At 41.6% G+C, this 17,353-nt stretch carries 10 protein-coding genes; 6 read left to right on the forward strand and 4 right to left on the reverse strand.

Going from position 1 to position 17,353, the window contains the following annotated elements; all coding sequences use genetic code 11:
• Positions 1-274: 274 nt before the first annotated feature.
• The 3 genes from psbA to VB693_RS21285 all read left to right on the forward strand — a co-directional run bounded on the left by psbA (position 275) and on the right by VB693_RS21285 (position 4,497).
• Positions 275-1,357 (forward strand): photosystem II q(b) protein, encoded by a 1,083-nt coding sequence (gene psbA, locus VB693_RS21275; RefSeq protein WP_323268003.1) that lies wholly within the window; start codon positions 275-277, stop codon positions 1,355-1,357.
• A 224-nt stretch (positions 1,358-1,581) separates the two neighbouring features.
• Positions 1,582-2,973 (forward strand): malic enzyme-like NAD(P)-binding protein, encoded by a 1,392-nt coding sequence (locus tag VB693_RS21280; RefSeq protein WP_323268004.1) that lies wholly within the window; start codon positions 1,582-1,584, stop codon positions 2,971-2,973.
• A gap of 87 nt (positions 2,974-3,060) precedes the next feature.
• Positions 3,061-4,497, forward strand: a complete 1,437-nt coding sequence (locus VB693_RS21285; protein WP_323268005.1) for an NAD(P)/FAD-dependent oxidoreductase — start codon at positions 3,061-3,063, stop codon at positions 4,495-4,497.
• Positions 4,498-4,682: 185 nt separating this feature from the next.
• On the opposite strand, the gene VB693_RS21290 is transcribed toward VB693_RS21285, so the two are convergent.
• Entirely contained in the window at positions 4,683-6,167 is a 1,485-nt protein-coding gene (locus VB693_RS21290) for a Rieske 2Fe-2S domain-containing protein (RefSeq protein WP_323268006.1), read from the reverse strand.
• Positions 6,168-6,326: 159 nt separating this feature from the next.
• Here VB693_RS21290 and VB693_RS21295 point away from each other — a divergent pair, with 159 nt between their 5' ends.
• Positions 6,327-7,307: an aldo/keto reductase gene (locus VB693_RS21295; RefSeq protein WP_323268007.1), complete on the forward strand. Its 981-nt coding sequence runs from the start codon at positions 6,327-6,329 to the stop codon at positions 7,305-7,307.
• 96 nt (positions 7,308-7,403) lie between these two features.
• Positions 7,404-8,915: a threonine ammonia-lyase, biosynthetic gene (ilvA, locus tag VB693_RS21300; RefSeq protein ID WP_323268008.1), complete on the forward strand. Its 1,512-nt coding sequence runs from the start codon at positions 7,404-7,406 to the stop codon at positions 8,913-8,915.
• Positions 8,916-8,960: 45 nt separating this feature from the next.
• Here ilvA and VB693_RS21305 read toward each other — a convergent pair whose 3' ends face one another.
• From VB693_RS21305 to VB693_RS21315, 3 genes are all read right to left on the reverse strand, one after another.
• Positions 8,961-10,133: a GAF domain-containing protein gene (locus VB693_RS21305; protein WP_323268009.1), complete on the reverse strand. Its 1,173-nt coding sequence runs from the start codon at positions 10,131-10,133 to the stop codon at positions 8,961-8,963.
• Between the two features lie 111 nt (positions 10,134-10,244).
• On the reverse strand, positions 10,245-13,643 hold the full coding sequence (locus VB693_RS21310; protein ID WP_323268010.1) for a serine/threonine-protein kinase PknK: 3,399 nt from the start codon (positions 13,641-13,643) through the stop codon (positions 10,245-10,247).
• 857 nt (positions 13,644-14,500) lie between these two features.
• Positions 14,501-15,964, reverse strand: coding sequence for an AAA family ATPase (locus tag VB693_RS21315; protein ID WP_323268011.1), 1,464 nt, complete (start codon positions 15,962-15,964; stop codon positions 14,501-14,503).
• Positions 15,965-16,230: 266 nt separating this feature from the next.
• Between VB693_RS21315 and VB693_RS21320 the strand changes: the two genes are divergently transcribed.
• Positions 16,231-17,277, forward strand: coding sequence for a zinc-dependent dehydrogenase (locus VB693_RS21320; RefSeq protein WP_323268012.1), 1,047 nt, complete (start codon positions 16,231-16,233; stop codon positions 17,275-17,277).
• Positions 17,278-17,353 lie beyond the last annotated feature (76 nt).

Genomic DNA, 17,353 nt, shown 5'->3' on the forward strand with positions numbered 1-17,353 from the left:
CAATTTATTTAAAAAACTTAATTTAAATTTATGGGAAAACATAAAAAATTAATGTAAAACCGAAATTATAGAGCCGGGAAAATTGCCCCGTAATTTTACCATCTCCCAGGGGAAATGAGTTAACGATATTTCGAGTATTTGTAGTGTGAGGCGAGTTAAAAGAATCCCGGTGATAGGGGAGAAGGTATTTGACGAAAGTCTTTGAAAACATCTGAGTTCTCAATTTTTAAGAATTGAGAAAGCTTGTTGTTAGCACTTTATCAATACCATAGCCATGACCTCAATTTTAGAAAGAAACGAAAGAGGTAGCTTTTGGGATCGTTTCTGTCAATGGATTACTAGCACCGAAAATCGGCTTTATATCGGCTGGTTCGGGGTTTTAATGATTCCCACATTGTTAACAGCTACCACCTGTTTTATCATTGCCTTTATTGCTGCACCACCCGTTGACATTGACGGGATTCGAGAACCAGTAACAGGTTCTTTGTTGTACGGCAATAACATCATTACTGGTGCTGTTGTACCCACATCCAACGCCATTGGATTGCATTTCTACCCGATTTGGGAAGCTGCGTCAATGGATGAATGGCTCTACAACGGCGGCCCTTATCAACTGATTATTTTGCATTTTCTCATTGGTATCTTTTGCTGGCTTGGTCGGCAATGGGAGTTGAGCTATCGTCTAGGGATGCGTCCTTGGATTTGTGTGGCTTACTCTGCGCCTGTAGCGGCTGCGACCTCTGTTTTCTTAATTTATCCCATTGGTCAAGGTAGCTTTTCTGACGGGATGCCTTTGGGGATTAGCGGCACTTTTAACTTTATGTTTGTCTTTCAAGCCGAGCATAACATCCTCATGCACCCATTCCATATGTTAGGTGTGGCAGGGGTGTTCGGTGGGGCATTGTTCTCTGCCATGCACGGTTCTTTGGTATCCTCTTCCCTGGTGCGGGAGACAACAGAAGTTGAGTCGGTCAACTACGGCTACAAGTTTGGTCAAGAACAAGAAACATATAGCATTGTGGCGGCTCACGGTTATTTTGGGCGGTTAATTTGGCAATATGCCAGTTTTAACAACTCCCGTTCTTTGCACTTTTTCTTGGCTGCTTGGCCTGTCGTGGGAATTTGGTTTACGGCTTTGGGTATCAGTACGATGGCGTTTAACCTGAATGGGTTTAACTTTAATCACTCGATACTTGATTCTAATGGTCGTGTGATTAATACATGGGCTGATGTGCTGAACCGTGCCAACTTGGGTATAGAGGTGATGCACGAACGTAATGCTCACAATTTCCCGCTAGATTTGGCTAGTGGTGAGGCTGTACCTGTGGCTTTGCAATCTCCGGTTATTCATGGTTGAATCTGCATGAGTTGAAAGGGAAATTTCAACGCAGAGCGGCGCAAAGTGCAGCGCAGACGTACGCGGAGAATTTGTTAGGAATTGGTGTAAATTAAAAAGCTCTCTAATTTAGAGAGCTTTTTTTGGGTGGGATGAAAAATATGGAAATGTCTTATTTTAGGTTTAGTCTCGATTTTTACTGAGCGATTCAATATACAATCTAGAATTTAAAATCTCTCATCACAATGACAAACCTAACTCCTAATTCCAGTTTTAGTGTCACGCTGCGGTTACAAATTCCTAATCGGGTGGGGATGTTGGCGGCGATCGCTCAGGCTATTGCCGAAAGTGGCGGAAATATCGGTACAATCGATTTAATTGAACAAACTCGCCACGTTTCTATTCGTGACCTCAATGTTGACGCTGCTAGCACTGAACACGCGGAAACTATTGTGCAAGCAGTTAAAGCTATTCCTGATATTAAGCTGTTAAGTGTTCACGATCGGACTTTTAATTTACATCGGGGTGGCAAAATTAGCATTGTTAGCCGTATCCCCCTCAAGAGTGTGTCTGATTTAGCAATGGCTTACACTCCAGGGGTAGGAAGGGTGTGTACTGCGATCGCTCAAGACCCCACAGAGGTTTATAATTTAACTATCAAACAAAATACTGTCGCCATTGTCACTGACGGTAGTGCGGTTTTAGGTTTGGGCAATCTCGGCCCCCATGCAGCTTTACCAGTGATGGAAGGTAAGGCGATGTTGTTCAAAGAATTTGCCGGGCTAGATGCGTTTCCTATTTGCTTAAATACCCAAAATACAGAAGAAATTATCCAGGCGGTAAAACATATTGCTCCCGTGTTTGGGGGTGTAAATTTGGAAGATATCGCTGCTCCCCGTTGCTTTGAAATTGAACAGCGATTAAGGCAGGAATTAGATATACCGGTGTTTCATGATGACCAACATGGTACGGCAATTGTCACCTTAGCAGCATTATTTAACGCTCTGAGATTGGTGCAGAAACCCATTGCAGACATCCGCATTGTGATTAATGGTGCTGGTGCGGCTGGAGTGGCGATCGCGCGTCTACTCAAGAAAGCGGGAGCAGAAAAAATCTGGATGTGCGATTCTAAGGGGATTATCTCCACCAGTCGCACTGACTTAAATGAAGAAAAACAAGAATTTGCCGTTAAAGCCCAAGGTACGCTAGCAGGCGCAGTCCAAGGTGCAGACGTATTTATCGGTGTTAGTGCGCCGGGAGTATTAACACCAGAAATGGTGAAATCTATGGCTAAAGATGCCATTATCTTTGCTATGGCTAACCCCATCCCAGAAATTCAGCCGGAATTAGTTAGCAAAGATGTGGCTGTCATCGCTACCGGTCGTAGTGACTACCCCAACCAAATCAACAACGTTTTAGCCTTCCCTGGAGTGTTCCGGGGTGCTTTAGATTGTCGGGCGCAGACAATTACTACCACCATGTATTTACAAGCAGCTCATGCGATCGCGGCTTTAGTTAGTCCCTCAGAGTTAAATCGAGAACATATTATTCCTTCTGTGTTTGATGGGCGTGTTGTGACTGCTGTAGCGGCGGCGGTACAACAAGCTGCTCGTGAAGAAGGGATTGCGCGGAGCTAATCAATTCAATATGGGATGGACTGCTGACTCCATCCCTAAGCTATAGAGTTCTCAAATAGAATATAGTTAGTTTTGGTAAGCAAAGTTATGTTAGCTGATATCTACGATGTTGTCATAGTCGGGGCAGGGCCGATTGGACTAGCAACTGCGATCGGTTTACACAAGCGGGGAATTGAAAAAATTTTGGTATTAGACCAAACCCGCGCTTTTCTTCCAGTTGGTCAAATTTTAGATTTACTTCCCAATGGCTTAAAATCTCTGAAATATTTAGATGCTCATGCTTACATGGTTGTGAAAAACACAGCCCTTGGGTTATCTAATTCTCAAGTATCTAATAAAGAGGAAAATCTTCCCAAAACTGTACCCAAATGGTTTTATAGAAATTTGCAAGGGCAGGTAATTCGCTCAGTTTCCCTCAGTTTTGATGATTGGGTTCAAGAATATGGCGAAGGAAGAGTGTCACTAGCTTGGTATGATTTGCAGACCACTTTAAGACAACAATTACCCCAAGAAATTGTCAAAGCTAATCACCGTTGTATAAATATTGTAGATGAACTAGAAAATGATTGTGTGCGGATAGATTGTGTTTCTGACACTACAGCAGAAGGCAATCCCTATGCCCATTGGAATGATAACAAAGCCGAAAATGTAGATACAAATTCCCCAGCATCAGTCACTAATAAATCATTTCGAGCTAGGCTGGTTGTAGCTGCCGACGGAATTAATTCAACAATTCGTCGAGTGCTTTACAAAGGTAGCCCTTACCAAGATTATGCCCAGCCAGAATATTCTGGATTTGCTGCTATATATTGCCGGGAAATTGCTGATATTCCCCAAGAATTAGAAATAGAAATTGCAGCAAAATTCTTACAGAACTCACGAGTTACTACTATCTGTCATGATGAGATATCCAAAAATGCGGCCGGTGAAATGGAAGACACAAGGATGATGTTATTCCGCAGTCGCATTACTAATCAATTTGGCTATCTCATCCACTTACCTATACCTTTGGTAGCTTTACAAGGTAAGTCTGGTAATTCTTTGATTGAGTTAGCTGTACAAGCCTTTGAGCAAGCTGGATATCCCTATGTCCTGAAACAATTAGTCCGGTTATCACCTCCAGAAAATATAGAACAGCGTCCTTATTACATTCATCGGGCAATTATTTCTGAGAGTGAAACCAAACCAATTCAACCAACTTGGAACGCCGGGAGAGTTGTTTTAGTTGGTGATGCGGCGCATGGAATGCCTCCATTCATGGCTCAAGGTGCTAATCAAGGTTTAGAAGATGCTTTAGCAGTGGTGGTATTAATTGCTCAAATTGCCGCAGAAAATAACTGGAATAACAGACAAGCCATAGCAGAAGCCTTCCAAAAATATGAGCAGTTGCGTCGTCCGTGGATGGCCTATGTGCAACAAGCAACATTAAATCGACATCCCTATTCTTCAGATGATAATTGGCAGCAATATAGTCAACAAATTTATGGGCGTAATGTTGAGCAAGTGATCAAAGAGTTAGTTTAGTTCGTAACGATGCTCCCCCCCGCTACGCGGAAGCAAGTTCTGATTTTTCACGTTATGTGGAAAAGCTAACGCGAAACCTAACCCCCTAACCCCCTTCTCTACTTTCGCGGAGCGTGTCGTAGACAGGGAAGGGGGAATATGTAGAGATGCGATAAATTACGTTTCTACAAGTGGGGTGCTTTGTATTATGGATTGCGAAAGTGTTGAAATTCATAGACATAAAATAGCCGACTGAATTTTTGCAACAGGTATCCAACTACTGCAAACAAAATTCCACCTCCTAGTGCTAACCAAAATCCTGCCGGTGGGAGAACTGCCACAGATTTCTCTAATATTGCTTGTGTCGCTACCATGCGTGCGTCTAATACAACTGCCAACAAGAAACATACAGCCGCTACTACATAAGCCGACACCTTTAAACGATTGATGTTAGCAAGGGCATTTTGGCAAACGGTGCAATGTTGGGTGTGTGTTGTCCAGACATCAAATAGCTTTTGATGCTCTATTTCTCCCAAAGGTAAATCATGGCTGTAGCCTTCCGCCCAAGGGATACCGCCGCCAGCGCGTTTGTCTAGCCATTGGCGAAATGTAATCACCATCTTGTCTTGGGGATTGGGTGTAAAGACAGCATCAAGCCATTTACCCTGTTTTCTCTGGGCAATAGTTTTTTCTTGGTAATGCAGAAATACCATATCTTGGTGCAGGAACAAGGACGCTAACACATGACCTAACCAAGTTGGTAAGGGTAGACCAAAAATTGATAATCCTTGGGGTTTTTTGCCTTGGGGATTTTTGACGAACACCTGACAGCCAATGTGGCGACACCATCCTGGATGGGTAGGAGTAGCATACAAAGCCAAAATGAATTTGCCGCCATCTTTTGGGGTGGAGGAAATTCTCATGTGACAAGGTGGCTGGAAGTCGTGAATTGCTTGCTCAATGTTGCCCGTTGTGGGTTGAATTTCAAAAGCAAAGCCATCTTGGGTAGATATCTTGCGGGTGGGAATCATGTCATAATACTTGGCATCTTTATAGCGATCGCCTACAATTCCATGATGAGAAACAGGTACATGGGCAGGATCGGCAACGTTTTCCATGAAATAATCCCATCCATAGGGCAAATCCCGGAAGTTCCAAAAAAATTGCTCCACTTGCTCTGAATTTTCTTCTAATTCGGGAACAAGGCGTGGTTTTCGCCACTGGCTTTCTAGTTGTGCTTCTTCTCCACCTTCCCCCCATACCCACAATAAGCCTTGATTCTCTTGGGTAGGATAGACAACCGCACAGGATTTGGGATTGTCGCAGTTTTTTTCTTCCGTCTGCTTATCTAGAGACTGAGGAATACTGACACATTTACCTTCAGCATCAAACCGCCAAGCATGATAAGCACATAGAAGTGTACCATCAGCTTCTACCCGTCCTTGGGAAAGGGGAGCAAGTCGATGGGGACAAAAATCTTCAAAGCAACGCCATTTTCCTGCACTATCCCGCCACAATACAATATCCTTACCCAATAACTGCATCGCATGGGGACGAGCAGGCTCAAGAAATTCCACAACCGCTATTGGATACCACTGCTTTGTCCATTGAAATATTTCTTCTTCTGCTTGCAGTTGCTCGTTTTTTAGGCTGTTTAATATATTTCCCGGCAAGTTGATATCAGTAGTCATATACTAATGCTGTACTTTTTTAGATGACATGACCCTAGCTTAGTAAATTTTTCAGGTTCGTAGTAAGGACTTTAGTCCTTAAATTGAGGACTAAAGTCCTCACTACAAACTTACTAGTATTGTGATGAAATAAACGCTGAATTTTTAGGATAAATATATATGCAAGCTAGCCAAGAATTATCTTTACCACAGATGGGTTGTGGAACTTGGGCATGGGGCAACCAATTGCTTTGGGGCTACACTGAAAGTATGGACGACCAATTGCAAGCGGTGTTTAACTTGTGTGTAAATAACGGTGTGACTCTATTTGATACAGGCGATTCTTACGGAACTGGACGCTTGCAGGGACGTAGTGAATTACTTTTAGGACAATTTTCTCGCTCCTATCAAGGTGTCAACCAAAACCATATCTGCATTGCTACCAAGTTGGCTGCATACCCTTGGCGATGGACACGCCAGTCAATGATTAAAGCTTGTAACGCTTCAGCACAACGCTTGGGTAGAAATGTTGATTTAGTTCAGATGCACTGGTCAACGGCAAATTATGCCCCCTGGCAAGAAGAGGGACTTTTGGATGGTTTAGCTGATTTGTACGAACAAGGTTTAGTCAAGGGTGTGGGATTATCTAATTACGGCACTAAACGCCTGCAACGTGTACATCAAAAGTTTGCGGCACGGGGAATACCAATTAAAACTTTGCAAGTGCAATACTCGCTGCTATCTACATATCCTGTCACCGAATTGGGACTAAAAGAAGTATGTGATGACTTGGGTATACAACTAATCGCTTATAGTCCTTTAGGTTTGGGGATATTAACAGGGAAATATTCAGAAAACAGTCCTTACCCCAAAGGTATCAGAGGTTTATTATTTAGACAATTACTCCCCGGAGCGCGATCGCTCTTAGCCTGTTTACGCGCTGTGGCAGAATCTAGAAATAAAACTATGTCCCAAGTTGCCATTAACTGGTGCATCTCTAAGGGAACTATGCCTATACCGGGCGCAAAATCTGTCACCCAGGCGCAGAATAATATTGGTGCTTTGGGTTGGCAATTAGATGCTGGTGAAATTGCGGAGTTAGATCAAGCAGCAGCCAGTACAGATAAAAAGATGGTGCAAAATATTTTTCAGACTAAATAATTGAATTAGTAGCGATCGCTAATAACTACCAAAGTATGGTGACAAACTTAACGTAAAATTAATCCTTATCCAGCCCTTGCTCATCCCATCTACCCCATGTTTTGTGACTACCTAGTACAAATTCTGACTGCTCGTGTATACGATGTTGCTCAGGAATCTCCTCTGGAGTATGCCCCGAATCTTTCTGCCAGACTGAATAATCAACTCTTGTTGAAACGGGAAGATATGCAGTCTGTATTTTCCTTTAAGCTACGCGGTGCTTACAACAAAATGGCTAACCTCACGCCGGACTTACTAGCACAGGGCGTAATTGCTGCCTCTGCGGGTAATCATGCCCAAGGTGTGGCATTGGGTGCAAGTCGGTTAGGAACAAAAGCCATTATCGTTATGCCTGTGACTACACCCCAGGTAAAGATAGATGCAGTCAAGGCGCGAGGGGGAGAGGTGGTACTGTATGGGGATACCTATGATGATGCTTACGCCTTTGCTCGACAACTGGAGGCTCAAAAGGGTTTAACCTTCATTCATCCTTTTGATGATCCTCATGTCATAGCTGGACAGGGAACTATTGGCATGGAAATTCTCAGGCAATACCAGCAGCCAATTCATGCCATATTCGTGGCGATTGGTGGCGGTGGCTTGATTTCTGGGATTGCTGCCTATGTGAAACGTCTCCGTCCCGAAATCAAAATTATTGGTGTAGAACCAATAGATGCTGATGCGATGCACCAATCATTAAAAGCAGGTAAACGGGTGCGGTTGTCTCAGGTGGGTCTATTTGCCGATGGGGTAGCAGTGCGAGAAGTAGGGGAAGAAACATTTAGGCTGTGTCAAGAATATGTAGATGAAATCATTTTGGTGGATACAGATGCCACCTGTGCCGCAATTAAAGATGTGTTTGAGGATACCCGATCTATTTTAGAACCTGCCGGGGCATTAGCGATCGCCGGTGCAAAAGCCTATGTCGAACGGGAGCAAATTCAAGGACAAACCTTAATAGCCGTCGCCTGCGGTGCAAATATGAACTTTGATCGGTTGCGGTTTGTTGCCGAACGTGCCGAATTTGGCGAACGCCGCGAAGCCATCTTTGCCGTCACCATCCCCGAAGCACCAGGAAGTCTACATAAGTTTTGTGAATGTATTGGTAGACGCAACTTAACAGAGTTTAACTATCGTATTGCTGATGAGAAAATTGCCCATATTTTTGTCGGGATGCAAATCCAAAACCGTGCCGATAGAGTCAAGATGCTAGAAACCTTTGAAGATTGTGGTTTCCCCATTATCGATTTAACTGATGATGAACTGACAAAACTGCATTTAAGGCACATGGTTGGGGGACATTCTCCCTTAGCACACAATGAACTACTCTATCGATTTGAGTTTCCCGAACGTCCCGGCGCATTGATGAAATTTGTCGTTTCCATGAGTCCCAACTGGAATATTAGTATGTTCCACTACCGCAATAATGGCTCAGACTACGGACGGATTGTGGTGGGAATGCAAGTACCTCCCCAGGAAATGGAGGAATGGCAGGCATTTCTGGATACCCTCGGTTACGGCTATTGGGATGAAAGCCAAAATCCGGCATATAAATTATTTTTGGGTTGAGGGAGTGTGTGGAATGCTGTTAGCGGTAGTGCCTGCTGAGTGGGGCTATAAAGCAGTTACGCATCTGTTTATGATCCGAATTTTTGCTGTAGTCAAAGTCATAAAAAAGGATAAGGCTTGGCGATCGCTAATTTCAGCCGCTAATGATAAATTGATTTGATTCAACTCGGCATTTTTGCTTTCTAGCTTTTGCGAATATGTTTGCAATTCTTGGTATAGTTCCGCATTTTCCAGAGAAATTGCAGCTTGGAAAGCTAATAAACTCAATACTTTCACATGGTTTTGAGTAAACACACCTTTAGCGAGGTTGTTTTCTAAATAAAGAATACCTTTGAGTTTACTTTGATAAATAATCGGCAAACAAAGCACAGATTTAGGCCGATTGTTCCGAATGTAAGGATCGTCAATAAAAAGTTTTTCCTCAGTTGCGTCATCCAATACTAAAGTAGATTGAGTTCTAGCAACATAGTTAATTAATGCTACAGGTATTGGACTTGCTTCTATTGGTTTAACTGGCAACAGAATAGCGTTGTCTCTATCTACAAATCCCTCAGCTACTAGAACCCATTGGTCTGATTGTTGTAAGAGAAGCATCCCGGTTCTTGCTCCTGCATTTTCAATCATACTGTTCATTAATTTGTCAAGCAATTTACTCTGAATCATTTCATCAGAAAGTGCTTGGGAAGCTTTAATGACAGTAGCTAAATCTAATCTTGCTAAATCGAGTCCAATTGTATCGTTGGCTGTAATCCCTATATTTGTTAGCGTTTGATCCCCAGGGAAGACTTGCGGATAACGTTCTTTTAAATCTCGAACTTTTGCGATTGCGCCCCACCGCAGATAACCGTAGTAAGCATCTGTTAAATAATCTCTGGCAAGGCGTTCTCTTTTGCATACAAAGTAAAATTCTGCCGCCAATTCCGCAGCTAGAGCTTCTTCTTGAAAGTAACCATGCTCTCGTGCGTTTTGAATTGCGCGATCATAATACTCCATTGCTCGATAGTGTTGCCCTAAAACTTTTGCTTTTTCTGCTTCAACTAACTCATACTTATGCAAAAAGTTCATGGGTGCAGCATTCGCTAATTGTTCCATCTGCTGTTGGCGCAACTGAACTATTTGTAAGTACTGATGTTGTTCTTCAATAGTTGTATGGGGATACTGCCCAAGCAAAGCCAACATATAATAAAAACTATGTTCAGAGACATTTATTGTCCCCATAACACTACCGATATAACGTTCTGCAATCCTGGCATTTTTTATTGCCTGAGCGTACTCTTTATATAGATACAGTAGATTAGTTTTGGCAAGATAAAGGGCGGATAAAGCTGTTTAATTATCAGCTGCGATTAACGTCTTTAACATTTCTGTTTCGTTAAAGCGATCGCTAACTAATTCAAACTTATGTGTGGAGTCACCTAGTAAATTTGCTACCATCTGCTGCCAGATTTTGGCATAATCAATGCAAACTTGATTGCTCAAACTATTGAGTAATTCTAAACGATGTTTGAGCTTTTGAGCGACACTTTCTAAGTTCTCGCCCGTATAAAACAAAGCAGCTGAATAAAAAGCAGCAATATATGAGGCATATTGAACTTTACCAACTTCCAAACCACTTTGAATCCCCTCTAGCATTGGTTCTAATACGGCAGTGAGAGGGTCTTTAAAATGTCGCACATGACCATTAAAAATTTCGCAAATTTCAGCTTTGAGTTCTTTGGCATTGTAGCGATCGAGAAGTTGTAAAGCTAACAGACAAGATTGATACCCAGCATCAATTTCTCCTAACCGATCTGCCAAAATCAAACCATAACAAGCATAGCCATAGGCCGCCATTGCCGAACTTCCATATTGAATGCACAGATATACCATCGTGAAAATAATTGAGGTGAATAACTGAGCATCTGCAAAATAAGTGGGAGGGCCTGCTGTCATCAAAATTCGCATTGCGGCTAGTTTATATTCGTCTGTCATTGGTGGCAGGCTACTTAAACTTTCAACCGTCAATGAATTTTTATACTGTTTGGTTAAGGCATGAGGAGGATCTTGACTGAGAGTAATTCCCAGCATTTCTATTACTTGTAAGATAATAGCGATCGCTTCTTTCAATTTGTTCTGCGAAACGCTATATTGAATTTGAATTTCATATACTTTAACTTTATCTAAAATATTTTTGGCATTGTTTAAAACAATATCTGCTAAGATTGCCGTTTGTGCAAAATTATTATTGAGAAACTCGGCTGAGGTTGCTTCTACATACAGTGCCAATGTTAAATCATAATTTGTCTGCCAACTCATTCCTGAAAGTAATCCCAATCCTCCCTTTAAATACTTTAGTGCCGGGTCATAAGCTGTAGCTCTCTTGGCTTTTTGACCTGCCATCAAATTTAGTGCTGCTAGTTCATCTTTATGCTTCTGTAGAGTTAATAAGTGAATACCTATATTTAATTGATTAACAATTTCAAAAATGTTCTCTTCAAGTTCCTCTTCTGGCGTATGCTCAAGTAACAATTCTCCAATTCTCAAATGCGTTTGGCTGCGCTCAGTTTTGGCAATAAGTGAATATGCCGATTGTTGTACGCGATCGTGCAAAAATTTATAAATAATTTTTGGAGGGCTAGAAACAGTTAAAAGTGAAGTATTTTCCTCCTCATGTCTCTTACTAAATTTTTCTAAATCAATAACTAGGGGAATTTTATAGTATTGATTTAATGGCAAAATCAGCCCAACTTGCAACGCTTCCCATAAATCCAATGCCGTCTCTGATAAAGATTTTTCATTAACAATACTAAGGACTTCCAAGGTAAATTTGTCACCAACACAAGCACCCAACTTCAGAACATTTTGAGTTGCTGGCAATAGCTTTTGAATTCGGCTAACCATTAATTCAACAACATTATCTGTAATCTCGATATCTAACAGCTTTTCGATGTCCCACTGCCAACGGGCTTGATTAAAGTTGAAAAACAATAATTTATCTTGATAAAGGGATTTGAGTAGTTGTGATAAAAAGAAAGGATTGCCTTGAGTTTTATTAAAGACTAATTCCGCTAGAGAGTTTGTAGACACGGAGTGGCGCATCAAGAGCGATGTCTCTTGATTGCTTTGAAATGTATCAGCAATTAACTTGCTAACATCAACCTGATGTAACGGCTGAAGCACAATATTGTTAATCACTGCCCCTGTTCGCTCAAGGTCAGAGAGCGTCAGCATTAATGAATGAGTCACGCTTACTTCGTTATCTCGATATGCACCTATCAACAACAGATATTTACTATTTGGGTCAGTTATCAACAATTGCATTAATTTCAATGATGCTAAATCTGCCCACTGTAAATCGTCCAAAAACAGGACTAAAGGATGTTCCAGTTGACAAAACACATGAATGAACTGTCTGAAGACACGGTTAAATCGATTTTGAGATTCTGATGCTCCCAGTTCTGGTACTGCGGGTTGAGGTTCGATAATTCGTTCGACTTCAGGAATCACATCAATTATCACCTGACTATTCGCACCCAATGCTTTTAACAATTTTGCCCGCCAAATACTAATCCGTTCGCTACTTTCAGTAAGCAACTGGCGCATTAATTCTTGAAAAGCCTGAATCAGAGCAGCATAAGGAATGTTGCGCTTAAACTGGTCAAACTTACCAAAGATAAAATACCCATGCTGACGCACGATTGGCTTATGAATTTCATAGACTAGAGATGACTTACCAACCCCAGAGTAGCCACTTACCAACATCATTTCTGTTGTGCCTTGACTGATACGCTCAAAGGCAGCCATCAAAATTTTGACCTCAGATTCACGACCATAAAGTTTTTGCGGAATCGAGAATTGGCTGTATAAATCTAATTGCCCGACTTGGAAGAGCGCAATTTCTCCAGTAGCTTCTAGCGATTTTAAACACATTTCCAAATCTGCTTTCAGTCCCAACGCATTTTGATAACGCTCTTCTGCTGTCTTTGCCAAAAGTTTCATCACAACATCAGAAACTGCCTGGGGGATTTCTCTTAAGCCAAGATTTTTGGCAATTATACAAGGAGAAATTGGAGTTCTAGCAATATGGCAATGAACGAGTTCTAGGGGTTCAGTACTTTGAAAGGGCAATTGTCGTGTCAGCATTTCATAGAACACAATGCCCAAAGAATAGAAATCTGTACGGTAATCAACTAAGCGGTTCATCCGCCCTGTTTGCTCAGGCGATATATAAGCAAGCGCATCTTCAGAAATATTCTGATTACTAATTGTTTGCTTTTCTCCATACAAATAAGTAGCAAGGCTAAAGTCGTCAATTTTAACCTGTCCAGTTTGCGGATTGAACAGCACATTAGTAGTTTTTAAATTCTTGTGAGTAACGTTGTATTGATTAAGTTTTACTAGTGTTTCGGCAAGCTGAATTCCAATGTGTAGAAAATCACTTACATGGAGCGATCTTTGACTCAGATATTTTGAAAGTGGTTCTCCTCCAAAATCTTCCAGAATCATTGCCCAGAACTGATGGCTATCTTCTAACACATAGCACTTAATAACTCCTGCAATATCTAGCGACTGAAGAATTTTATATTCATATTTGAACCGAGCAATATCTTCGAGAGTTGGGTACTCTGTTTTAATATATTTTATTAGTACAGGTGTTTTTTCTAGTTCTTTAATTCCACGATAAAGAACTGTACTATTATCTTGTCGAAGTACTTCTTTGTGCTGATAGCCTTCTAGTCGCCTAATCATTATCTCTATTTAAAAATACAATAATCCAAGTCACAATTTTTATGGGAAACTTGGATTTTCACTATCCAATCAGTTATAAAACTGTTCATGTTTGCATTATTTCAACCTTGTAAATAGGTGCATTATGTAAGATAAATGCAATTGAAGACAGGAAGTGAGTCAGTAGGTAACTAAAGCAGCTTAAAAAAATACAAGTTAAGTAATAACCCTTTAGTTATGCATTCTATCTTACCAAGCTGCTAAGAGAGTTCAGCCTCTAGGCTGTTGTTTGCTATACCGTTATATGTTATACCATTTTTTTATGATTTGTATTATTTTTGACTGTGCCTATTTTAAATCTCAGGTTCAGTCATAATGTGGCAATAAGGCTGATATTAATCCAGTAATCTATGATCGCTCATTCCACTTCTTGCAGGATAATGAGCCATTTTTAGCCCTCCGAGCTTCACCAATCATCTTTAAATACTACCTTACAAATCAACTCAAGATAACAGTGAAAAAATTTTTGCGCGCCAAACCAGATGCTCTTATAGCTGTTAGATTGTAGTTGATACGCGCTGAAATAAGAATTAGTAATTGGTATGAAGTATAACGAAATCTATTCACTTTAGTTGTACATGAGCATATTTTGCTAACCTTCGTCATGACATCATTATCTAAACGACATAGATGATGTTTTGATCAATGCGTAAGTCCTAGTAAATATCTCTGATTTGTGGTTTCCAGAATTTGACTAGTACAACTTGAGGCAAAAGCTAGTAGGGTGTGTCAGTCCGAATAATTTCTTGCTATGGCGAGGTATTCGCACGCTGACGCACTCTACAGTTTGATTTTGAATATTTTTTGCTCTAGAAATTCTAACTTCCGGATAAATCTTCAGCCGTAATTAGAGTTAGCTGAGAATTATCTAACTTGTGAAGATCATGGACAATGCGATTAGCTTGTTGTTCAATACTCCGTTCAAATAAAGCACGGGCAAAACGTCCATTGCCAAAACTCTTATCTCGTTTGACATGAGCAAGTTCAAAGGTAGCTTGTAAGATAATATTTGCCGAGGGGTCGAGGATGTAGCCGTTATCGTGGCAGAATTTCTTGAAAATTAATAACAATTCATGGGGATTGTAATGATCAAGGTAAAATAAACGGTGCAGTCGGGATTTAAAACCGGGGTTGGATTCTAGTAAACGATCCATTTCCTCAGTGTAGCCAGCTATGACTACCGCGAAGCGATCGCGATGATCTTCCATGCGTTTAATTAATATCTGCAATGCTTCCTTGCCATAATCATTAGGGCTATCTTCGGGTGCAAGGGAGTGAGCTTCATCGATGAACAGTACACCATCTAAGGCTTGCTGGACAGCATTTTCCACCCTGAGCGCAGTTTGTCCAATATACCCACTCACAATCCCGGCGCGATCAGTTTCTACAACGTGTCCCCGTTCCAGAAATCCTAATTGTTTATACAACCGCCCCACTAAACGGGCAATTGTGGTTTTACCTGTCCCTGGAGGTCCGTACAGCATCAGGTGTAGTGATGTGTCTACAGTTTTCAGCCCGCGTTTTTGCCGTTCGGTTTGCACTTTCAAGTAGTTGGCTAGAGAGAAAAGTTGTTGCTTGGTGCGTTCATGCCCAACTAGTGCTTTTAAGTCTGCAAACACTAGCTCTAGACTATCGTCGTCCGGTGGCTCATGCTCAACAAAGGTAGCTTTGGTTTCATATCTAGATTCATAAACCTCTAGACTCACATCACTGAAGTCTTTTTCCGTATCCGGCGCACTCACCATCAGGCTATGAACTTTCATTTTGATTTTATCGTGAATGACAAAACCAAAATTTCGCCCTGGGACATCCATTAATTTGTCTGCGGGGAATTTGTCTACAAGGGTACTGTTAATGTAGAATTCGACAAATTTACCTACACGGCAAATCTCTAATAAGTTCACAGCATTACCACGCTGAATGCGATCGCAGCGTTTCCAATCTGTATAATTGACAAAACTACCATTTCTGACCTCAGCAATGCGATAGCAAGCATGACCAGAAATCACAAACTCAAAAAAATTGCGATCGTCTAACAGTCCCCAAACAAAACCATATCCATGATCATCTACACCAGCAGCTTTTTCTAAGACCATATGAATATGAAAATCAGTCCTGTCATAAAAGAACTCCGCCGAGTTCCACGATAGCCAATAAGCATCACCTTCACGTTTGTGGTCAAATACATAGTGACCCACTTCCATGTAAAGGCTGCACTCTGAGCTATCTCGTGTCACCCAACTACAACGATTATCTTGAAAGTGTTCCTCAAAAATTAGCATTGCGTTCCTCTGTAGCTCTGTGTGTAGAATCAGCTGCTAACTATATTCATTCTAAACACGCCTCAACAGACTTACTTTGTTGCTAAAGTCCAGCAATCTTTCTGCCACAAGTATTTCAGCCTCCATAGCAGCAGATTTTATTCATGGGGAATGGGCTAGTTAGATTGCCAGCAAGATTTCATCCTTTAAACAAAAATGTTGAGCTTTGTAGCTTAACATAGGCGACTAATGTTACATCTATTAACGTTGAGCAGTGGAAAATCAACGTGAAAGCACAGGTATTTAGAGGTGTAAATCAACTCTCTTACGAAGAGATCCCCGTACCGAATCTGGAAGCAGACGAAGTTTTGGTACAGGTGGAAGTAGTTGGCTTATGTCAGTCAGATATAAAAAAAATTCGTTATCCACTTTATGAACCACCGCGCATCTTTGGCCATGAAACAGCCGGGACGATCGCCGCAGTAGGTTCGCAAGTGCTAGGTTGGCAGGTAGGACAACGGGTAGCAGTCATGCACCACATACCTTGTATGCGTTGTGCCTACTGCATGAATGATAATTTCTCCATGTGCGATCTGTACAAAAATATCTCCACCACCGCAGGTTTTAACGCCAGTGGCGGCGGCTTTGCTGAGTATGTCAAAGTTCCAGGTCATATTGTGCAGAATGGCGGGTTAATCCCGATTCCTGACAGTATTAGTTTTGAAGAAGCCAGTTTTGTTGAGCCTACCAACTGCTGTTTAAAGGCAGTGAAAAAAGCGCAAATTGCCCCCGGACAGACTGTTTTAGTAACTGGTGCAGGGCCAATTGGTTTAATGTTTATCATGCTGGTGAAGTATTTCGGGGCAGAAGCGATCGCCACTGATTTATTACCCTCTAGAATTGAAAAAGCTGTAAATGTTGGTGCAGAAGCAGCTTTTGACGCACGTGATCCTGATTTACCAGCCAAAATTCATGCCCTTACTGGTGGACTAGGTGTTGATGTCACGTTGCTAGCTGTCCCCAGCGAAAAAGCTTTCTTTCAAGCCCTAGACTGTACTCGGAAAGGTGGCAAAATCCTATTTTTCGCCGAATTTCCCGACGAAGTAGAAATTCCTATTAATCCCAATCTTCTCTACCGTCGAGAAATAGACCTCATGGGTAGCTACAGTTCCTCCTATCGCCTGCAAAATCTCTCGGCAGATATTGTATTTAATCGTCGCATTGACGTGCAAGCCTTAATCAGCGATCGCTACCCCCTAAAAGACTTATCAGCAGCCGTAGACCAAGCGATCGCACCTACCCCAGAAACCTACAAAATTCTCATCTATCCCTAGGTTGGGGACTGAGGACTAGGGAATTGAAAATAATCTTTCCCTTGTCTCCTTTGTCTCCCTTCCAAAAATTTTTAAT

Origin of the sequence: Anabaena sp. UHCC 0399 (assembly GCF_034931465.1) — a bacterium.
GTDB lineage: Bacteria > Cyanobacteriota > Cyanobacteriia > Cyanobacteriales > Nostocaceae > Trichormus > Trichormus minutissimus.

Bases quoted from the DNA above. Each gene is read 5' to 3' on its own strand.
- psbA (WP_323268003.1), top strand. From the start codon at position 275: ATGACCTCAATTTTAGAAAGAAACGAAAGAGGTAGCTTTTGGGATCGT.
- VB693_RS21295 (WP_323268007.1), top strand. From the start codon at position 6,327: ATGCAAGCTAGCCAAGAATTATCTTTACCACAGATGGGTTGTGGAACT.
- VB693_RS21290 (WP_323268006.1), bottom strand. From the start codon at position 6,167: ATGACTACTGATATCAACTTGCCGGGAAATATATTAAACAGCCTAAAA.
- ilvA (WP_323268008.1), top strand. From the start codon at position 7,404: ATGTTTTGTGACTACCTAGTACAAATTCTGACTGCTCGTGTATACGAT.
- VB693_RS21280 (WP_323268004.1), top strand. From the start codon at position 1,582: ATGACAAACCTAACTCCTAATTCCAGTTTTAGTGTCACGCTGCGGTTA.
- VB693_RS21315 (WP_323268011.1), bottom strand. From the start codon at position 15,964: ATGCTAATTTTTGAGGAACACTTTCAAGATAATCGTTGTAGTTGGGTG.
- VB693_RS21285 (WP_323268005.1), top strand. From the start codon at position 3,061: ATGTTAGCTGATATCTACGATGTTGTCATAGTCGGGGCAGGGCCGATT.
- VB693_RS21310 (WP_323268010.1), bottom strand. From the start codon at position 13,643: ATGATTAGGCGACTAGAAGGCTATCAGCACAAAGAAGTACTTCGACAA.
- VB693_RS21305 (WP_323268009.1), bottom strand. From the start codon at position 10,133: ATGGGGACAATAAATGTCTCTGAACATAGTTTTTATTATATGTTGGCT.